Raw genomic sequence first — 20,142 nt, forward strand, 5'->3', positions numbered from 1 at the left:
ATACTTATGGCTAGGAGTGGTTAATTGAACAGTCATATAAAAGATTCATTGGACAGGCCACTAAGGGATTTAAGAATTTCAGTCATAGATCGGTGTAACTTTCGCTGTCAGTATTGCATGCCAGCTGAAATTTTTCATGAGAATTTTCAGTTCCAGCCTAAAAGTGAGCTTTTATCTTATGAGGAAATTGTAAGGCTTTCAAAGATATTTGCAAGCTTAGGAGTGAAAAAACTAAGATTGACAGGCGGGGAACCATTACTCCGGAGAGATCTTGCCACACTGATTTCAGAGCTCATTAAAATTGAAGGTATTGAAGATATAGGATTGACCACGAATGGTGTGTTCCTGAAAAAACATGCCGCGAATTTGAAGGCAGCTGGTTTAAAGAGGGTGAATATCAGTTTAGACAGCCTCGATGATGAACTTTTTAAGAAGATGAACGGCAGAGATATCGGGATAAAGCCGGTTATTGAAGGCATAGCTGCTGCCAAAGAAGCAGGGCTTGGCGTTAAAGTGAATATGGTAGTGAAAAAAGAAGCCAATGAATCTCAAATCCTGCCGATGGCCCGTTTTTGTAAAGAAGAGGACGTCCAATTACGCTATATTGAATTCATGGATGTCGGACATACAAATGGCTGGCAGCTGAAGAATGTCATTACGAAAAAAGAACTCCTCGAGATGCTCCAAACCGAATTCGAGCTTGAACCGGTTGAAGAAGATTATTTCGGAGAAGTGGCAAAACGCTTTCGTTATAAGGGCACTACTGCAGAAGTGGGCTTCATAACATCCGTATCAGAGTCTTTTTGTTCCAGTTGTACACGTGCACGCCTTTCAGCTAATGGAAGTTTATATACATGCCTGTTCAATGGAAAGGGGCAAGACTTGAAGTCATTAATCCGTTCCGACATGACAGATGAAGAATTGACTGGATTCATCATATCGCTTTGGAACCATAGGGACGACCGCTATTCAGATGAGCGTGAAGCCGGGACATTGAAGAAACATGCAAAAATCGAAATGTCATTCATTGGAGGGTAACAAAACAATAAGGACTTCCGTCTGAATGAATGAAAAAAAATGAAGGGATGGCACTATGCCATCCCTTCATTTAATATGTATAGTCGATAAGAGCAACTGATGCTTGCCAAATTGCTTAAAAGGATTTTTATGCTTATTTTATGCATTTTTAGATGATTGTGAAATTATTTTATTCGAATCCCATAATAATGAAAATAATTCAATGGTCCTAGGGATGAATGAGCCTGAAAATTAATCCGATCATTTTATGATCGTAAGGCATTATGTATTTCGCTGCTTATTATGGGAGGATTTAATCGATGGTACAGTTTTCTATTGGACAGTTTTCACAATCGATTTCCTGTTTCAAATAGTCTAAGTCAAGAATCGTAATGCGGCCCTTTTTAATGGAGATGACATTATTTTTCCTTAATTGAGCGAGCATCCGATTGACTACCTCGCGGGATGTGCCGCAAAAATTGGCGAGTTCTTGATTTGTAAATGGAAGATTGATAACTTTACCGCCTTCAACTTCAGTTCCATGGCTATTTGATAAACGGATGAGGGTGGAGTATAATGCACCTTTCTTACCGTGCAGGAGCATATCGCGGAATTTAGCCTGGTTTTTACGGTTTTGAGCGGATAACCATGTCATCATTTCAACTGCAAGCTGGCTATCGGAGGCGATTTTCCCCTCTAATGCCTCTTTGGAAATAACCGCAACAGTTCCATCTTCCAACATTTTTGCATTCACCATATATTTAGGATTTGGAGAAAAAAGGACTGTTTCCCCAACCAAATCATTCTCCGAACAAATTCGTATAGTTAATTCCCGGCCGTCGGGAACAACCTTACTCAATTCTACTTTGCCTTTCAAAATATAATACAAATCACTTGCTGGGGTGCTTTCCTGAAAAAGGAAGCACCCTTTTTCCAAATGTTTAATTTGCTGTCTCTTATCTAAAATTGCATGCAGCCGATTAGATAACGAAAAACCATTCATGTGTATGACCACCTTTCAAATACCGTTATTACACTACCTTTGATTTAAACGGAAAAAACACTAGTAGTCAACAACTTTGGATAATTATAGAAGTTTAAATGGGTAATTTTTCATTTGGAAGTTAAGTTTAGAAATTTATAAAAATACATTTGATTTTATTTTTATTCAGTCATATAATAGTATAATCAAAGAATGACAGGTACTTGAAATATAGGAGATGGTTTTATGAACGTATCAATAGTAGGTGCAACGGGTTATGGAGGAGTGGAACTAATAAGGTTTTTGAATAATCATCCGCAATTCAAGATAAAATCTTTGCATACTTCATCCCAATTTGGTCGAAATTTATATGAAGAAAATGCACATTTAATGCATATGAAAGATAAATTAGAAGAAATTGATCCGGAGGCGATTGCAAAAAAATCCGATATTGTATTTCTTGCAACTCCTTCTGGTGTTTCCTCACAATTGATTTCGGAATTTTCGGACCTTGACATTAAAGTAATCGACCTATCAGGAGACCTGAGGCTTCAAACCCCAGGTGAATATGAACACTGGTATAAAAAAACAGCCGCGCCACAGCATATTATTGAAGAAGCCGTATACGGTTTGGCTGAATGGAATGCTGAAGCGATAAGGCAAGCGGCGATTGTTGCAAATCCAGGGTGCTACCCAACCGCATCACTTTTAGGCCTTGCCCCCCTATTCACAGAAGGATTGGCCGGAGCAGCTGCAGAAGTGATCATCGATGCAAAATCCGGGGTTTCAGGGGCGGGTAAATCACTTTCGGCCGTTACACATTATAGTGAAATGAATGAGAACTTTAAGATATATAAGGTAAATCAACATCAACATATACCGGAAATCGAACAACAGCTTGGACGATGGTCAGCTGATTTACAACCTATTACCTTTAATACCCATCTGGTACCAATGACAAGAGGTATTATGGCAACGATGTATATAAAGGTAAATCGGGAAACCTCAAATGTTGAATTAAAGGATTTATACGAAACAGTATACGAGAACCATCCTTTTGTCCGGGTACAGCCGCTCGATCGCTTCCCATCCACGAAACAGGTATATGGATCGAACTTTTGCGACATTGGTGTCGCATATGATGAAAGAACAGGTAGGGTAACGGTAGTTTCGGTTATTGATAATTTAGTGAAGGGTGCTGCAGGGCAGGCCATTCAAAATGCAAATATATTAATGGGACTAGAAGAAACGGCAGGACTATGGAACAGTCCGCTATATCCATAAACTTTGGAGGGAAATAATGAATACACTACAGCCAGTTGAAGAAATTAAACAAATTCAAGAAGGAAACATTTTAATGCCTCAAGGATTCAAAGCGTCAGGTGTCCATGCAGGATTGCGCTACTCCAAAAAGGATGTTGGCATCATTTTTACCGATGTTCCAGCGTCGGCCGCCGCGGTTTATACACAAAACGTTGTTCAAGCCGCTCCAATCAATGTAACGAAAGATAGCATTGCCGCTTCTGGAAAACTTCACGGCATTGTAGTGAATAGTGCTTGTGCGAATGCTTGTACAGGAGTACAGGGTCTAAAAGATGCATATGAAATGAGGAAGCTTGCGGCTCAAAAGTTCGGTATGGAGGATCATTCATTTGCAGTGGCTTCTACCGGAGTAATAGGGGAATTCATGGAAATGGAAAAAGTTAGAAAAGGGATAGAGTCATTGCAGCCAGAAAATTCACCTGAAGCTGCCGATGATTTTGGTACCGCCATTTTAACAACGGATATTGTAACGAAGAGCTGTGGTTATGTAACAATTATAGACGGTAAAACCGTGAAAATGGGCGGAGCAGCGAAGGGTTCGGGAATGATTCATCCAAACATGGCAACAATGCTCGGTTTCATTACAACGGATGCCGTCATCGAACCGAATGATTTACAGCAAGCACTATCTTCCATAACCAACGATACATTCAATCAAATTACGGTTGACGGTGACTGTTCAACGAACGACATGGTGTTAGTGCTTGCGAATGGGGAAGCGAAAAATGAACCTTTGACAGCTAACCATCCAGAATGGTCTGTCTTCTTGGAATTATTAAAACAAACATCCGAAAATTTAGCAAAACAAATTGCGAAAGACGGAGAAGGTGCCACAAAACTGATAGAAGTGAATGTTCATGGCATGCCTACGAAGCAAGATTCACAAATGATGGCGAAGACGATCGTTGGATCAAATCTAGTGAAAACGGCAGCTTTTGGCGCGGATGCAAACTGGGGACGAATCATTGCGGCGATGGGAAGAAGCGGAGTGGGATTCAATCCGGATCAAACGACGATTGTTTTTGGTGATATTGTCGTACTTAAAGATGGTGAGCCAGTACTGTTTTCTGAGGAAGAAGCCAAAGCATATTTGGAAAATGAAAGTATCATCATTCATGTTTATTTGAAAGATGGCAATGAATCCGGAACGGCATGGGGCTGCGATTTAACCTATGATTATGTAAAAATAAACGGAAGCTATCGTTCGTAAGGGGGGAAAATAATGAACATATTAGTCATAAAGTGCGGCGGCAGTATCATCAATGAGTTATCGGAGTCGTTTTTCAATAGTGTTATAGAGTTACAAAACCGTGGCTACCAAATTGTCTTTGTTCATGGAGGCGGCCCTGATATAAATTCGATGCTTGAAAAATATGAAATTGAACCAGTCTTTGAAAATGGTTTAAGAAAAACGACCTCTGAAGTGATGGGAATTGTGGAACTTATGCTGGCAGGCAAATCTAACCGCAGTCTCGTTCATAAATTGGAAGCACACGGAATTAAGGCTGTCGGTTTAAGTGGTTCTGACGGCGGGATTCTCACAGGTGAGTATATCGATGAACAAAAACTTGGAGCTGTAGGCGAGATACAAAAAGTCAATACTGAATTACTTGGGATATTATTCGAAAATGGTTATTGTCCCGTATTGACGCCAATTTCAACTACCGAAGAAGGTACTAAATTAAATGTGAATGCTGATATGGCCGCTGGGTCTGTAGCGAAGGCGCTATCTGCAGACATGTGTTTATTTGTGACCGATGTTAAAGGGGTCTTAAAGAATGAACAGATCATTGAGGAATTGACTGAAACGGAAACGAAGGATTTGATAAAGGATGGAAGTATCCATGGAGGAATGATTCCGAAAGTCAATACTGCGTTATCGGTGCTGAATAAAGGGGTTGAAGAAGTGATGATCGTTAGTGGAAAAGATCATTTTTATCAAGGCGGACAATTCATCGGTACGAAATTTCTTCAGGAAGAAGGGGTATTTCAATGAGTTCTTTATTTCCAACATATGCAAGGTGGAACATTGAGCCTAGAAAAGCGTCAGGAATGAAGATTACGAGTACAACAGGTAAAGAGTATCTGGATTTCACATCCGGAATCGGGGTTTTGAATCTTGGTCATTGCCACGAGTTGGTAAAAATGGCAGTCACCAAACAGCTTAATAAATATTGGCACGTATCGAACATGTTTCAAAGTTCCATACAGGAACGGACAGCACAAATGCTGGCAGATGCCTCCGGTTTAAGCCAGGTATTTTTTGCTAACAGTGGAGCCGAAGCGAATGAGGCAGCTATCAAACTAGCGCGTAAAGCTACTGGGAAAAGCAAAATCGTCACATGTTTGCAGTCTTTCCACGGCCGTACGTTTGCAACGATGGCAGCAACGGGACAGGAAAAAATAAAGACTGGTTTCGGACCGATGCTAGCTTCATTCGAGTATGTTCCATTTAATGATAATGATGCCATGACAGCAGCCATAGATGAAAATACGGCGGCTGTAATGATTGAAATAGTTCAAGGTGAGGGCGGCATCCATGTTGTACAGCAATCCTATCTGGATGCGATTCAAACTCAATGCCAAGAACACGGAGCTCTTCTTATCATTGATGAAATTCAGACTGGGATAGGACGTACAGGGAAACCATTTGCATTCCAGCATTTTAATATCCAACCCGACATCATCACTTCAGCAAAGGGGCTGGGAAATGGCCTGCCAATCGGTGCGATGATTGGAAAGGAAAGGCTGTCGGATTTCTTTAACCCTGGAAGTCATGGATCCACATTTGGAGGTAATCCCATTAGTGTTGCAGCAGCAGAATCCGTTTTAAAGGAAATTTTCCAATCAGGGTTTTTAAAAGAGACCGTGAAAAAGGCTGAATACCTTGAGAGTGAATTGGCAAAAGCGTTAAAGGAATCGGAAGAAGTTAAAGAGATTCGCGGACTGGGGTTGATGGTCGGGATTGAATGCAAACAGGATGTTCAGGGGTTTTTAATGGAACTTCAAGAAGAGGGCTTACTTGTGTTGAGTGCAGGTCCTAAAGTGCTTCGTTTACTCCCATCTCTGACAGTTACTGAATCGGAAATCGATATGGCGATAAGTAAAATTAAAAAAATATTGGCAATAAAACAAACTATTTAAATTTAATGAATTTTTATAGAACAAAATGAATAATTATGCTATTCTATATATAAATATACAGCATCTAAAGAGGTGAAGATCATGAAAAACTTTCTATATTTAGAGAATGGTTCCGTCTTTGAAGGGGAACTGCTGACTAAATCGACTGAAAAAGCAATCAATGGAGAGATTGTCTTTTTTACAGGGATGACCGGATATCAAGAAGTATTGACAGATCCTTCATATAAGGACCAAATTGTCGTTTTCACATATCCTCTAATCGGAAATTATGGAATCAATGAAAATGATTTTGAGAGTAAGAAGCCACATGTTGCCGGTGTTATTGTATATGAAGGGAATATGAGCCATTCCCATTATCAAGCTAAATATTCACTTGGTGAATATTTAGACAAGTGGAACATTCCGCTTTTAAGCCATGTTGACACAAGAGCGGTCGTTAAAAATATAAGACAGGAAGGTTCCATGCAGGCTGTCATCACAGCCGAAGAAAAATTTTCTATCAAACCTGGCCAGGTTTGTTTATCAGCCCATGTATCTGAGGTATCCACAAAGGTGGTCGAGAGCTTTGGAGAAGGCGACAAGCATGTGGTGATGATTGATTTCGGTTATAAAAAATCCATATTGGATTCTTTGATTGAACAAGGCTGCCGAGTTTCAGTCGTTCCATTCGATACTGAGTTCGAACAAATCAAGGACTTGAAGCCGGATGGTATTTTGCTTTCAAATGGGCCTGGGGATCCAAAACAGCTTGAATACCTTTTAGAAAACATAAAGAAGGTCATTACGAATTTCCCGACGATGGGCATATGTCTCGGTCATCAATTAACGGCCCTAGCCTTTGGGGGAAATACAAAAAAAATGCTGTTTGGACATCGGGGTGCGAATCAGCCCGTGGTCGATTTGAAAACGAAACAGGTGTATATGAGTTCTCAAAATCATAGTTATGAGGTTGATGAACCGAGCTTACAAGGAACATCTCTTCAAGTGAGATTCAGGAATGTGAATGATAGCACAGTTGAGGGGCTTATGCATGAAAACCTGCCAATATTCACTACCCAGTACCATCCGGAGGCTAATCCAGGACCCATCGAGAGTTCACTTCTTTTTAACGACTTTTTACAAATGATAAATGATTATAGCGGGAGAGAAAAAGCCTATGCCTAAGGACAACACGATACAGACCATTTTAGTGATTGGTTCGGGGCCAATTGTCATCGGGCAGGCCGCCGAATTTGATTATGCAGGTACACAGGCCTGCCTCGCTTTAAAAGAAGAAGGATATAAAGTCATACTGGTCAACAACAATCCGGCAACAATCATGACTGATGATATGAATGCGGATGCTGTCTATTTCGAACCTTTAACAGTTGATGTACTGGAAAAGATCATTTCCAAAGAAAAGCCGGATGGCCTGCTGGCTACATTAGGCGGTCAAACAGGATTGAATCTTGCTTATCAATTGGATGATGCTGGAGTACTTGAAAAATATAAAGTCAAATTATTGGGAACTCCGATCGACTCCATCAAAAAAGGGGAGGATCGTGAACTGTTCCGTGAGCTGATGTTTGAAATAGGTGAACCCGTTCCCGACAGTACAATTGTCCATACTCTTGAAGAAGCGATAGCTTTTGCCGAAAAAATCGGTTTCCCGATCATCGTTCGTCCCGCTTATACACTCGGCGGCACTGGCGGTGGGATTGCTGATTCATTGGATACCTTTAAGGAACTTGTCCGGGGCGGACTCCAAGAAAGCCCGATTACACAATGCTTGATTGAAAGAAGCATAGCTGGATTTAAAGAAGTCGAATATGAAGTAATGCGAGATGGCATCAATACGTGCATCACTATCTGTAATATGGAAAATATTGATCCGGTAGGGATCCATACTGGTGATTCCATCGTTGTGGCACCATCACAGACCTTATCGGACGATGAGTTTCAGATGCTTCGTTCCGCTTCAATTAAAATCATCTCTGCTTTAGGTATCATAGGCGGCTGTAACATTCAATTCGCACTTGATCCGAAAAGCAAACAATATTATCTAATTGAAGTAAACCCACGCGTCAGCCGTTCATCGGCATTAGCTTCCAAAGCAACAGGCTATCCCATAGCACGCATAGCTGCAAAGCTTGCTGTTGGCTACCATTTATCGGAAATCGTCAATCCTGTAACGAAAAGCACATATTCAAGCTTTGAACCTGCTCTTGACTATGTAGCGGTGAAGTTCCCGAGATGGCCATTCGATAAATTCAAGACCGCCAACCGCAAATTGGGAACACAAATGAAGGCGACAGGTGAAGTGCTGGCTTTACACCGCAGTTTTGAGGGGGGAGTCCAAAAGGCCGTCGATTCTTTGGAATTAAAAACGAATGGACTGCAGCTATCATCGCTGAAAAATAAAACCGTTCTTGAGCTTTGGGTGAAGCTTGCCGAAAAATCTGATGAGCGAATATTTGTCATTTTTGAAATGCTTAGAAAAGGCGTGACGATTGAAGAAATCCATGAAGCCACAACCATAGATTATTTCTTCCTTAAATCCTTTGATTCATTGATCCAAAACGAAATGAAGATTGAAGCTAGGAGAATCGATCAGGTAACAAAGGAAGAACTGCAGTCATATAAGGAAAAGGGCTTTTCAGACCGCTATCTTGCTTCCGTATGGAATGTAAGCGAGCTGGAAGTGAGAGCGCACCGGAAGTCACTTGGCCTTACGGCTGTCTACAAAACGGTTGATACATGTGCAGCCGAGTTCGAATCACATACTAACTATCACTATTCAACATATTTCGGTGAGAACGAACAGAAAAAAACGGATAAAAAGAAAGTCTTGATGATTGGCAGCGGCCCGATCCGGATTGGACAGGGAATAGAATTTGATTACTGTTCCGTTCACGGGGTTTATGCACTCCAGGATGAAAATGTTGAAACGATCATGATTAATAATAACCCGGAAACGGTAAGTACGGATTTTGCCACGGCAGACCGCCTTTATTTCGAGCCGTTAACTCTGGAATACGTTCTTAATGTAATAGAAGCGGAAGGTATTGAAGATGTTATCGTCCAATTTGGTGGGCAGACTGCGATAAACCTGGCAAAAGGTCTGGAAGATTACGGTATCAATTTGTTGGGGACTTCCTTCGATACACTCGATCAATTAGAAGACCGTGATCGTTTTTATCAGCTTCTTCAAAAACTGGATATTCCTCATGTACCGGGTTCGATGGCTTATGGTGAAGAACAATTAATTGACCGTGCAGAGGCTATCGGTTTTCCAGTACTCTTACGCCCATCATATGTAATTGGCGGCCAAGGAATGGAAATCATCCGCTCCAAGGAAAGCTTATTGAATAGAATGGAAAATGGGACTGCACTTGCATACCCCGTATTGATCGATTCTTATATTCCAGGGAAAGAAGCCGAAATCGATTTGATTGCTGATGGAAATGATGTATATATTCCAATCATTGCGGAACATGTAGAAAAAGCAGGCGTCCATTCAGGGGATAGCATGGCATTACTGCCAGCCCAATCATTAACCAATGAAATCAAAGATAAAATGACCCTATATGCGAAAAAACTAGTAATCGAGCTTGGTTATAAAGGACTTATGAACATTCAATTCGTGATTGAAGGAAATAGTGTATATGTATTGGAAGTAAACCCTCGCGCCAGTCGGACAATTCCAATCATCAGTAAAGTCACCGATGTACCCTTGGTGCAAATAGCGACAAAAATATTGCTTGGGAAATATTCATTGTCGAATGTGTTCGAAAAAACGGGCTTAATGGAAGAAATTCCATATGCAGTCGTCAAATATCCAGTATTCTCTACATTTGCACTAAGCGGCCTTGATTCAAAGGTAGGTCCGGAAATGAAATCAACTGGTGAAGGAATCGCCATCGGAGTAACGGTAAAAGAAGCATTGACAAAAGTATTCCATGCTCAAAATGCTAATCATAATTCAGGTGTTTATCAATCCAAATCAGTCAAATTAAGCGAAGATTTGCTAGTGCAAATCAGTGAAGCAGGTTTGACACTAGGGGATTCAAATTTTGATAAATGGTTAAATGAAGGGAATGCATCGGTCGTTTTGGCATATGGAACAACAGAAGAAGATAAGAAGCTAAGGTTAATGGCAGCAAAATATCGCCTTCTGGCATTTACGGAAGAAGAGACTTTCAAAGCCTATCTACAATCGTTAGAAAATGCTGATCCAGGGGTTATTTCGCTTCAGGAATGGCTTGTATCATATTCGGAAGGAGTGTCACAAGTATGAGTTCAATGACGACACCGACACAAGCGAAGATTTTAAATGGAAAAGACTTTTTGACCATGAAGGAGTCAACACCCACTGCGATAGCGGATTTGTTAAAGCTGGCACAGACCATTAAAGGCAAATTGCAAGCTGGCGAGGAATATACTCCTTTAAAAGGGAAAACGCTGGGGATGATCTTTGAAAAATCGTCTACCCGTACCCGTGTTTCTTTTGAAGTTGGCATGATGCAGCTTGGCGGACACGCTTTGTTCTTAAGTGGTAATGACTTGCAAATTGGACGCGGGGAAACTATTTCCGATACTGCAAAAGTCCTTTCCGAATATATTGATGGAATCATGATTCGTACCTTCGAGCATGAAAAAATCCTAGAGTTGTCGGAAAATGCCTCTATCCCAGTCATCAATGGGTTAACAGACCTTGCACATCCTTGTCAGGTACTTGCTGACTTCTTGACGATCATCGAGATAAAAGGGCAGCTAAAAGGCCTGAAGATGAGTTATATCGGAGATGGCAATAATGTTGCCAATTCATTGATGGTCGGCTGCGCAAAAATGGGAATGGATTTTTCCATTGGATGTCCTGAGGCCTACAAACCTGATGAAAAGGTCGTTGCCTATGCTCAAAAAGTGGCAGAAGAGACTGGCAGTGAAATTGTGGTGACAACCTCTGCTTCAGAAGCTATAAAAGATGCGGATATCGTCTATTCCGATGTTTGGACCTCCATGGGGCAGGAAATCGAGAATAGTATTCGCTTAGAAGCCTTTAAAGATTATCAAATCAATAGTGAACTTGTGAAACATGCCAAAGAAGATTATTTATTCATGCACTGCCTCCCTGCTCACAGGGAAGAAGAAGTAACAGCTGAAGTCATCGATGGACCGAATTCCGTCGTTTTCCACCAAGCAGGAAATCGTCTTCATGCCCAAAAGGCGGTTCTAGTGGATTTAATGTCTTAACCAAAAAAGTGTCTGCTTAGAGAGCAGTCGCTCAGTTTGTAGAAAAAAAGGTTTCGGAATGGTCCCATTCCGAAACCTTTTTGATTTTATTTGTAGCAGTTAGAGAAATAATAACTGGATGGATCAATACTTGGGTCTATCAGTCTAAGTGTCTGCTCAGAGAACAGACGCTTTTTTAATTCAGCCGAATTTCCTGTATTCCTTAATTTTTCAGACATGAAAGAAAGTAACCTGGTAATAATAACAAGGAAAGCATGTAAAGGGGTGAAATCTATGGGGCAAAATCGTCAATTTAAGCCAGGCCAGAAGGCACCTAATAATGGGACCTATGTAGAAATCGGTGAAACGGGCAGCACGGTAGTGAATCCGAAAATGGTTAAGCTTGATGCAGGGGATGCCTTTCCTGAAACGTCTAATCATAACCGGATATGGACATATCAGCGAAAGCCATGAAAAATTAAAAAGCAGGAAAAAGGAATGATCGCTATCCTTTTTCCTGCTTTTTTCTATTCAGCGGTAAAACCGAAAATTTTCGAAATTTCCAAATAGCTCTTTCTTAAATAATGGCTTAAGGGATCTTCGTAATGATCTGGAATGCTTTCAGTGAATCCAACGGCAGTGATCGCTCCCAATAATTCTGAATTATAATTAAAAACTGGAATGGACATTGAGGAAACAGATGGTACAAGAGGCTCTTTGGCAAAAGCTATTTTGTATTTCCGAATTTCATCATATTCATTTGTTTCTTTAAGGAACGAGCCTGTAACATGACGATCTTTTTCAATCCAGTCCGCTGTCAAGGAAGGATCCTGAAAAACTGTGAATACTTTTCCTGAAGAGGATGATGGGGGGAGACGCGTACCTAACTGGGCCCCGATGTTTAAGTTTTGGTTGGAATTCCATATTTTTGCCGTGATTGGTCCATCGTATGTCCAGACGGAAAAAAGGACTGTGCAAGAGGTATGGTGACTGATTGCCTGTAAATAAGGGGTTATTCTGCTCGTGACGTCCTCATTTCCGATGGCTGCCATGCCGTATTGAATCAATTTGCTCCCAAGGTGATACATACCTGTTGTCTTATCACGATAAAGTAACCCGAGTTGAGTCAAAGTATTCAAATATTTATAGAGATTACTCTTCGTTATTTCCGTTAATTCTTGAATATCAGAGAATCTTAAAGGATTTCTTTGGGAAGCAAGTAAATCGATAATGCCCATACCTATTTGTAATGATTGGATTGTCGAACCAGATTTTACGATTTCCATATGTCAATCTCCCTAATCAGTTTAATTTAGGTCTAGTATATCAGAATCTTTAAAATTTAAATGAAATTTAGCAAGAAAAACCGGAGGCTGCTTGAAGCTATCAATATACTTTCCTTTTAAATAAATAACTTTAGCGGACCATTTTATTGATTCCGAAGTAGTCATAATGGTGTAGATGATAACATTTGCACAAAAATTTGCAATACTTTCTTGACAATATTCCGAAAATTAAGTTATTATTTATATAAATAGTGAACAGTGTTATCTATAAGTGAAATTGGTAGATGCACAGTCATTCGTATTCTGGTTTGTGAAGTGAATCTAAAAGAATTATCCCGCAAATTAGGATCGTGGCATCAAGAAGAGGTTCTTTAAAAAATCGAGATTAATAAAGGAGAATGAAATATGAGATTAGTAACTTTCAGTATTCAAGGATTTAAACGTATTGGTGCAATTTACCCGAATAATGTAGTAGTTGACTTGAACTATGCCTATCAAGCGCTTCTGGAAAGCGAAGGGAAACTTCGCAGTGAACAAATCGCTGAGGCATATGTACCTGCAACAATGGAGGCATTTTTAGAGGGAGGGAATGAAAGCCTTTCCATCGCTAAAAAGGCTGCTGACTACGCAATTAACAATCGTGATTCATTCAGACATAAATTGATACATCCAATTGAAGATATAAAGCTTGAGGCACCTGTCCAAAAGCCAGGTAAAATTATTTGTGTAGGACATAACTACCGTGAGCACATTGCTGAAATGGGCCGCGAATTACCGCCATTCCCTGTGGTATTCGCAAAGTTCGCCAATACAGTAATCGGTCCGCAGGATGACATTCCGTTTTTCCCGATTTCTGAACAACTGGATTATGAAGCGGAATTCGCTTTTGTAGTCGGACAAAAGGCACGTAATGTTTCACAAGAAGATGCACTTGATTATGTAGCGGGTTATACAATTGCCAATGATGTTACGTATCGTGATATCCAAAGGCGTACACTTGAATGGCTTCAAGGGAAAACGGTTGAAGGAAGTGCTCCGATGGGTCCTTGGTTAGTCACATCCGATGAGCTACCCGATCCATCTGGCTTAAATGTCCGATTAACTGTAAATGGTGAGGAACGCCAAAAAACGAATACATCCAACTTCGTATTCGATGTGAAATATTTAGTTGAATTCTTATCGAATTTAATGACGCTTGAACCTGGTGACATTGTTCTTACAGGAACACCTGGTGGGGTAGGAGTGGCCCGTGATCCACAAGTGTTCTTAAAAGATGGTGACGTTGTCAAAATCGAAATCGACAAAATAGGTTATCTTGAAAACCGTGTTCGACGTGTCGGGGAGGGAAAATAAAATGGCTTATCATGAGATCGGGACATCAATCCAATCGGTTCAACAATCAATCGACCACATTCTTGAGACAGCCGCAAACCTTCCGGAAGAGACGATCCGATTAAAGCCTACAGAAGAGGAATGGTCCATCATGCAGATACTTTCCCATTTAGCTGAAGCCATTCCTTATTGGTTAGGTGAAGTGGAAACGGTAATAGCAAAGCCTGGGGCCAAATGGGGGCGTGGATTGCAAGATCCAGCCCGATTGGCAGCAGTCGGTGATATTGACAAACTTGATGTTGATGATGTCTTGAAGCAAGTGGAGGAGCTTAAATATGAAGTGGAGAGCAGGCTTGGGAATTTAGAAGAAGAAGCACTCTCTAAAGAATCGCCACACCGGAATTTCGCTAAATTCGGAAACAAACCAGTTTCTTATATTGTGGATCACTTCATCGATGAGCATGTTTCAGGACACTATGATCAAATCAAGCGAAATCTTTCTAAAATCCAGTGAGGAAAGATAAAAAAGAAAGTAGGGATTAATATGGCTGAAAAATCGGAATACATGAACAGTACAATCGTAAAAGATTTTACAAAGGATATCCAGCAGTATAACCTTGGGCCTCTGTGGGAAGCCATTCCCGCCCTGATGGACCATGAACCTAAACCTCATGCCCATGCTTATTTATGGAAAGAAGAGCTTTTGACAAAAAAGTTGATGGAAGCAGCAGAAATCTTCACACCTGATCGAGGAGGGGAGCGCAGGGCCATTTATTTTCAAAACCCTGGCTTAACTTATCGTCAGCCATGGGGATGGGCTTCGACAACACAAACGCTTTATGCAGCGGTTCAGCTGTTGTTGCCAGGTGAAGTGGCTCCTTCACACCGTCACTCTCAAAGTGCTCTCCGTTTCATTACGAATGGTGAAGGTGCCTACAGCATCGTGCAGGGAGAAAGGATCTTCATGGAAGAAGGAGATTTCTTGATCACGCCTAAAAACCTATGGCATGGTCATGGTCATGTTGGCGAAAAACCGATGATTTGGATGGACGCCCTTGATATTCCAACTATCTATTCCATAGGCGGCACTTTCTTTGAACCATACCCAGACCGGATTGAAACGCCTAAACGGCCGGATAATTTTTCGGAGCTCCGTTATCAAGGCGGGATGGTTCGTCCAGTATCCGACCGTTATTCACAAGTGGCACCGCTTGCCAACTACAAGTGGAAAGGAACCAAAGCAGCGATAGAAGGATTAATGAACTTTGAACCAGATCCATATGAAGGTTTTGCAGTGGAATATATCAATCCTTCAAATGGACAAACGGCCAATCCGACGATGGGGGCATGGATGCAGAAACTTCCAAAAGGTTTCCATACCAAAGCACATCGCCATACCCATTCCACAATCTATCAAGTGCACCAAGGTTCAGGCTATACGGTCATTAATGGAGTGCGTTTTGACTGGTCCAAGGGAGATTATTTCGTCGTTCCGAATTGGGCTTGGCATGAGCACATTGCAGAAGCGGATTCTTACTTATTCTCGGTAAACGACCTACCGATAATGGAGAGATTCGATTTAGAACAGCAACAGGCATTTGAAGCAAACAATGGTTTCCAAAAGGTTGAAAGTGAATTCAGGCCGGTTTTGGTTTGAAAATAATCTGTTTGCAGCTTTCATCTTGATCCTGATGAATATATATGCCAGTCGAATGAAAACGCTTACTTATATATTGTTTCGCAACTTTGGCTAAAAGCAACTAATTTAGGGGGAATTGATGATGAACACAGAAAAAAAACCATTCATCGTTATCGGTGGAGGAATTGGCGGATTGGCAACTGCTTTAGGAATCGCAGAAACAAAACAGTATGTAAAAGTCTTGGAGCAAGCTCCCGAATTTGGTGAAATTGGTGCAGGGATTCAGCTTGCAGCAAATGCCACCAACGTTTTACAGCGTTTAGGCGTCATGGATAAAATCAATGAAATTGCAGTATTTCCAAAAAGATTGGTGCTGATGGATGCCTTTTCAGGCAAAGAGCTTTCCGCTTTGGATTTAGGTGATGTTTATAAGGAAAGATATGGAGCACCGTATGTTGTTTTGCATCGTTCCGATTTGCATAAAGTACTGGCTGAAGCCTGTGAAAATAACCCGTATATCGAACTGGTAACGAACCAAACGATTATTGATACAGTGGAAAATGAAGGGGAAGTGACGGTTACTTCTGCCAATGGGTCCCAACATTCAGGAACGGCTGTCATCGGAGCTGATGGATTATGGTCCAAAGCACGGAAACTTTTTGTCGAAGATCAACCGGTCTGCTCGCAATATGTTGCATACAGAGGAGCGATCCCGATGGAAGAGGTTACGAGCCATGGAGATTTAGATGATGTATATATGTGGATTGGACCAAACCTTCATCTTGTTCAGTACCCGGTTAGAAGGGGGGAACTATACAACCAAGTAGTGGTGTTCAAAAGTTCTCAATACACGGTAGAAAACGAAAAAACAGATCAATGGGGAACCCCGGAAGAAATGGACCGTATATTTGCCGGAACTTGTGAGCTTGTTCAGAATGCGATTTCATTTATTCAACGACAACGCCGCTGGCCGATGTATGACCGATTACCAATTGATAATTGGACAAAAGGAAGAATTACGCTTACGGGCGATGCTGCACACCCGATGCTTCAATACTTGGCACAAGGGGCTTGCCAGGCGTTAGAAGATGCAGCTTATTTGTCGGATATGCTTCATAAGCATGGAAATAACATTGAACAGGCATTTTTGGAATATCAAGAGGAACGCATTCCGCGTACGGCTAATGTTCAAACAAGCGCAAGAATGTGGGGGGAAATCATTCACAATACGACCGATGCAGGCATTCTGCTCCGAGATACGATTCTTACAGGTCGCACGGACAAGGATTTCCAATTCGTCGATCAATTTCATGGTTACAATAAAACGGCTGTGAAGGCATAATCCGTTTTGTTTCATCTAAATACTGTGCTAAGGGATTTTATGCATTTTACAAATGGGTCTGGCCTTTCTTCTATATGAAGAAAGGTTTTTTTCGTTTATCCTCCATACCTCCCTGCATTTTTTATAACTTTCCTTTACATGGGGGAAATTAGAAGTATAATGAAAATATAAAGGTCAAAGTTGGTCAAACCAAGTGTGAATTCGTTCATGATATAGATGAATGGGAGGTTTTAAGATGGATATGAATAAAATGACGGAGAGAACCCAACAGGCATTCATTGGCGGCCAGGAACTAGCCAAAGATAGAGGGAATCCCGAGCTGACGGAGCTTCATTTATTAAAGGCATTAATGGAACAGGATGAAAGTTTATTGATCAGGATTTTATCGGAATCTGATAAACCGATGAATCAGTTTGATATAGGGCTTAATAGAGAATTGGATCGATTACCGGAAGTGAGTGGAAGTGTTTCCGAGGTTTACATGTCATCCTCCTTACAGAAAATTTTGACGGTTGCCGAAAAAGAAATGCAGAAGTGGGAAGATGAATATTTATCTGTGGAACATTTGCTGCTGGCGTCCTTGAAAGGCAATAACACGAATATAAACAGACTATTCTCATCACATGGAATCGATTACGAAAAAGCAAAACAGATTATACAAGATGTAAGGGGGAATCAGCGGGTGACTAGTCAAAATCCTGAAAGCACATATGAAGTACTGAAAAAATACGGCAGAGATCTTGTTGCTGAAGTTAAATCAGGGAAGGTCGATCCAGTCATCGGTCGTGATGCGGAAATCAGAAACGTCATCCGGATTCTATCACGTAAAACAAAAAATAACCCCGTATTAATTGGGGAACCTGGTGTTGGTAAGACAGCGATTGTCGAAGGATTGGCGCAAAGGATCGTCAGGAAGGATGTCCCGGAAGGATTAAAGGACAAAACCGTTTTTTCACTAGATATGAGTGCACTTGTCGCAGGGGCAAAATTCCGCGGTGAATTTGAGGAACGTCTTAAAGCGGTATTGAATGAAATTAAGAAGAGTGATGGAAAAATTCTTTTATTCATCGATGAACTGCATACAATTGTCGGTGCTGGCAGAACGGATGGCGCACTTGATGCAGGGAATATGTTAAAGCCGATGCTTGCGCGTGGCGAGCTGCATTGTATAGGTGCAACAACCATTGATGAATATCGACAATATATTGAAAAAGATCCGGCTCTAGAACGTCGTTTCCAACAAGTTCTGGTTCCGGAACCAGATGTGGAGGATACGATTTCAATTTTGCGTGGGCTAAAAGAACGGTTTGAAATTCACCATGGTGTCAGGATTCATGATCGGGCGATCGTGGCTGCCTCTGTCCTTTCGAACCGATATATAACGGAGCGATTTCTGCCGGATAAAGCAATAGATCTTGTGGATGAAGCCTGTGCGATGATCAGAATGGAAATCGATTCAATGCCATCTGAGTTGGATGAAATCACGAGAAGGGTCATGCAACTTGAAATTGAAGAAGCGGCCTTGAAGAATGAGGAGGACCCTCAAAGCAAAGCTAGACTGGAAGTGCTTCAAAAAGAACTCTCAGAACTCAAGGATCAAGCGAATGGCATGAAAGCCAAGTGGCAAATGGAAAAGTCGGCGCTTCAAAAAGTGCAGGATCAACGTGAGGAACTTGAGAAGTTGCGTCATGAACTGGAACAGGCAGAGAATGACTATGACCTTAACCGAGCAGCGGAACTTCGGCACGGAAGGATTCCACAGCTTCAAAAAGAGTTGGATGCCATGGAAGATGAATTGGAAAAGGAAAAACAGGAATCACGGTTGCTTCGCCAAGAAGTGACGGAGGAGGAAATTGCCTCGATCGTTGCAAGGTGGACGGGGATTCCTGTAAGCAAGCTGGTGGAAAGTGAAAGGGAAAAGCTGCTTCGACTATCTGAGATCCTTCATGAACGCGTAATAGGTCAAGGGGAAGCGGTGGAACTCGTATCCGATGCTGTATTAAGGGCAAGGGCGGGAATTAAAGATCCAAACAGACCGATTGGTTCATTCATTTTCCTGGGGCCGACGGGTGTGGGTAAAACAGAACTCGTAAAAGCTTTGGCAGAAACGTTATTCGATAGTGAAGAACATATGATTCGTATCGATATGTCGGAATATATGGAGAAACATTCCGTGTCCCGTCTTGTTGGTGCACCTCCTGGATATGTTGGATTTGAGGAAGGAGGCCAACTAACGGAGGCAGTTAGGAGAAACCCATATTCTGTCGTATTATTGGACGAAATTGAAAAGGCGCATCCGGAAGTCTTCAATATTTTGCTGCAAATGTTGGATGACGGGAGGATAACAGACTCCCAAGGTAGAACCATAAACTGTAAAAATACAGTGATCATCATGACTTCAAATATCGGTTCCCATTTCTTGTTGCAGTCCAACCGAGTGGATGGTGGAATTGAAGAAGAGATAAAAGATCAAGTCTTTAAAGAATTAAGAGGGCATTTCCGTCCGGAATTTTTGAATCGGGTAGATGATATTGTTTTATTCAAACCGCTTACTAAACAAGAAATCGTTGAAATCGTAGAAAAAATGGTTTTTCAATTACAGGTAAGGTTAACTGAACAAAATATAAACCTTAATGTGACTGAAGCGGCCAAGGAATTCATTGCGGACCAGGGATATGATCCTGTATATGGGGCCAGACCGTTGAAGCGATTCATCCAAAAGCATCTGGAAACGAAGATCGCCCGTAAAATCATAGCTGGCACAGTTGGACTGAATGAAGAAGGAATAACGATTGATTATGATGATGATGAATTGGTCCTCATATAAAAAAGTTTGAAATGGAGTTTAACCGTAAGCAAAGTACGG

General features: G+C 41.3%; 16 protein-coding genes. 14 read left to right on the forward strand and 2 right to left on the reverse strand.

The genetic code is table 11. From position 1 onward, the window contains the following. Positions 1-24 precede the first annotated feature (24 nt). Positions 25-1,038 (forward strand): GTP 3',8-cyclase MoaA, encoded by a 1,014-nt coding sequence (gene moaA, locus AC1DVK_RS15110; protein ID WP_477626802.1) that lies wholly within the window; start codon positions 25-27, stop codon positions 1,036-1,038. 292 nt (positions 1,039-1,330) lie between these two features. Here the strand turns inward: moaA and AC1DVK_RS15115 are convergent, their stop codons facing one another. Then, on the reverse strand, positions 1,331-2,020 hold the full coding sequence (locus AC1DVK_RS15115; RefSeq protein WP_477626803.1) for a Crp/Fnr family transcriptional regulator: 690 nt from the start codon (positions 2,018-2,020) through the stop codon (positions 1,331-1,333). 225 nt (positions 2,021-2,245) lie between these two features. Here AC1DVK_RS15115 and argC point away from each other — a divergent pair, with 225 nt between their 5' ends. The 8 genes from argC to AC1DVK_RS15155 all read left to right on the forward strand — a co-directional run bounded on the left by argC (position 2,246) and on the right by AC1DVK_RS15155 (position 12,151). Then, entirely contained in the window at positions 2,246-3,283 is a 1,038-nt protein-coding gene (gene argC, locus AC1DVK_RS15120; protein ID WP_061462075.1) for an N-acetyl-gamma-glutamyl-phosphate reductase, read from the forward strand. 16 nt (positions 3,284-3,299) lie between these two features. Continuing rightward, positions 3,300-4,532 (forward strand): bifunctional ornithine acetyltransferase/N-acetylglutamate synthase, encoded by a 1,233-nt coding sequence (argJ, locus tag AC1DVK_RS15125; protein WP_477626804.1) that lies wholly within the window; start codon positions 3,300-3,302, stop codon positions 4,530-4,532. Positions 4,533-4,544: 12 nt separating this feature from the next. Continuing rightward, complete coding sequence (argB, locus tag AC1DVK_RS15130) at positions 4,545-5,318, forward strand: acetylglutamate kinase (protein WP_089363663.1); 774 nt, start codon at positions 4,545-4,547, stop codon at positions 5,316-5,318. Further along, complete coding sequence (locus AC1DVK_RS15135) at positions 5,315-6,466, forward strand: acetylornithine transaminase (RefSeq protein WP_089363664.1); 1,152 nt, start codon at positions 5,315-5,317, stop codon at positions 6,464-6,466. Before argB ends, AC1DVK_RS15135 begins: the two co-directional genes overlap by 4 nt. 81 nt (positions 6,467-6,547) lie before the next feature. After that, complete coding sequence (locus tag AC1DVK_RS15140) at positions 6,548-7,630, forward strand: carbamoyl phosphate synthase small subunit (RefSeq protein ID WP_410860718.1); 1,083 nt, start codon at positions 6,548-6,550, stop codon at positions 7,628-7,630. Beyond that, positions 7,623-10,742 (forward strand): carbamoyl phosphate synthase large subunit, encoded by a 3,120-nt coding sequence (locus AC1DVK_RS15145; RefSeq protein ID WP_477626805.1) that lies wholly within the window; start codon positions 7,623-7,625, stop codon positions 10,740-10,742. The genes AC1DVK_RS15140 and AC1DVK_RS15145 overlap by 8 nt, the downstream gene beginning before the upstream one ends. 5 nt (positions 10,743-10,747) lie before the next feature. Further along, positions 10,748-11,698: an ornithine carbamoyltransferase gene (gene argF / locus AC1DVK_RS15150; protein WP_061465999.1), complete on the forward strand. Its 951-nt coding sequence runs from the start codon at positions 10,748-10,750 to the stop codon at positions 11,696-11,698. A gap of 273 nt (positions 11,699-11,971) precedes the next feature. Then, positions 11,972-12,151, forward strand: coding sequence for a YjzC family protein (locus tag AC1DVK_RS15155; RefSeq protein ID WP_061462081.1), 180 nt, complete (start codon positions 11,972-11,974; stop codon positions 12,149-12,151). 53 nt (positions 12,152-12,204) lie between these two features. Here AC1DVK_RS15155 and AC1DVK_RS15160 read toward each other — a convergent pair whose 3' ends face one another. Continuing rightward, entirely contained in the window at positions 12,205-12,963 is a 759-nt protein-coding gene (locus AC1DVK_RS15160; protein ID WP_477626806.1) for an IclR family transcriptional regulator, read from the reverse strand. A gap of 405 nt (positions 12,964-13,368) precedes the next feature. Between AC1DVK_RS15160 and AC1DVK_RS15165 the strand changes: the two genes are divergently transcribed. The 5 genes from AC1DVK_RS15165 to clpB all read left to right on the forward strand — a co-directional run bounded on the left by AC1DVK_RS15165 (position 13,369) and on the right by clpB (position 20,103). Further along, positions 13,369-14,316 (forward strand): fumarylacetoacetate hydrolase family protein, encoded by a 948-nt coding sequence (locus AC1DVK_RS15165; RefSeq protein WP_410860721.1) that lies wholly within the window; start codon positions 13,369-13,371, stop codon positions 14,314-14,316. 1 nt (position 14,317) lies between these two features. After that, on the forward strand, positions 14,318-14,809 hold the full coding sequence (locus AC1DVK_RS15170; protein WP_410860723.1) for a DinB family protein: 492 nt from the start codon (positions 14,318-14,320) through the stop codon (positions 14,807-14,809). A 30-nt stretch (positions 14,810-14,839) separates the two neighbouring features. Then, complete coding sequence (locus tag AC1DVK_RS15175) at positions 14,840-15,952, forward strand: cupin domain-containing protein (RefSeq protein WP_089363669.1); 1,113 nt, start codon at positions 14,840-14,842, stop codon at positions 15,950-15,952. A gap of 124 nt (positions 15,953-16,076) precedes the next feature. Then, a complete protein-coding gene (locus AC1DVK_RS15180; RefSeq protein WP_477626807.1) occupies positions 16,077-17,276 on the forward strand; it encodes an FAD-dependent monooxygenase in 1,200 nt (399 codons plus the stop codon). Positions 17,277-17,511: 235 nt separating this feature from the next. Continuing rightward, positions 17,512-20,103, forward strand: a complete 2,592-nt coding sequence (gene clpB / locus AC1DVK_RS15185) for an ATP-dependent chaperone ClpB (RefSeq protein ID WP_477626808.1) — start codon at positions 17,512-17,514, stop codon at positions 20,101-20,103. Positions 20,104-20,142: the final 39 nt, after the last annotated feature.

It is taken from the genome of Peribacillus sp. P4_B1 (assembly GCF_056402395.1).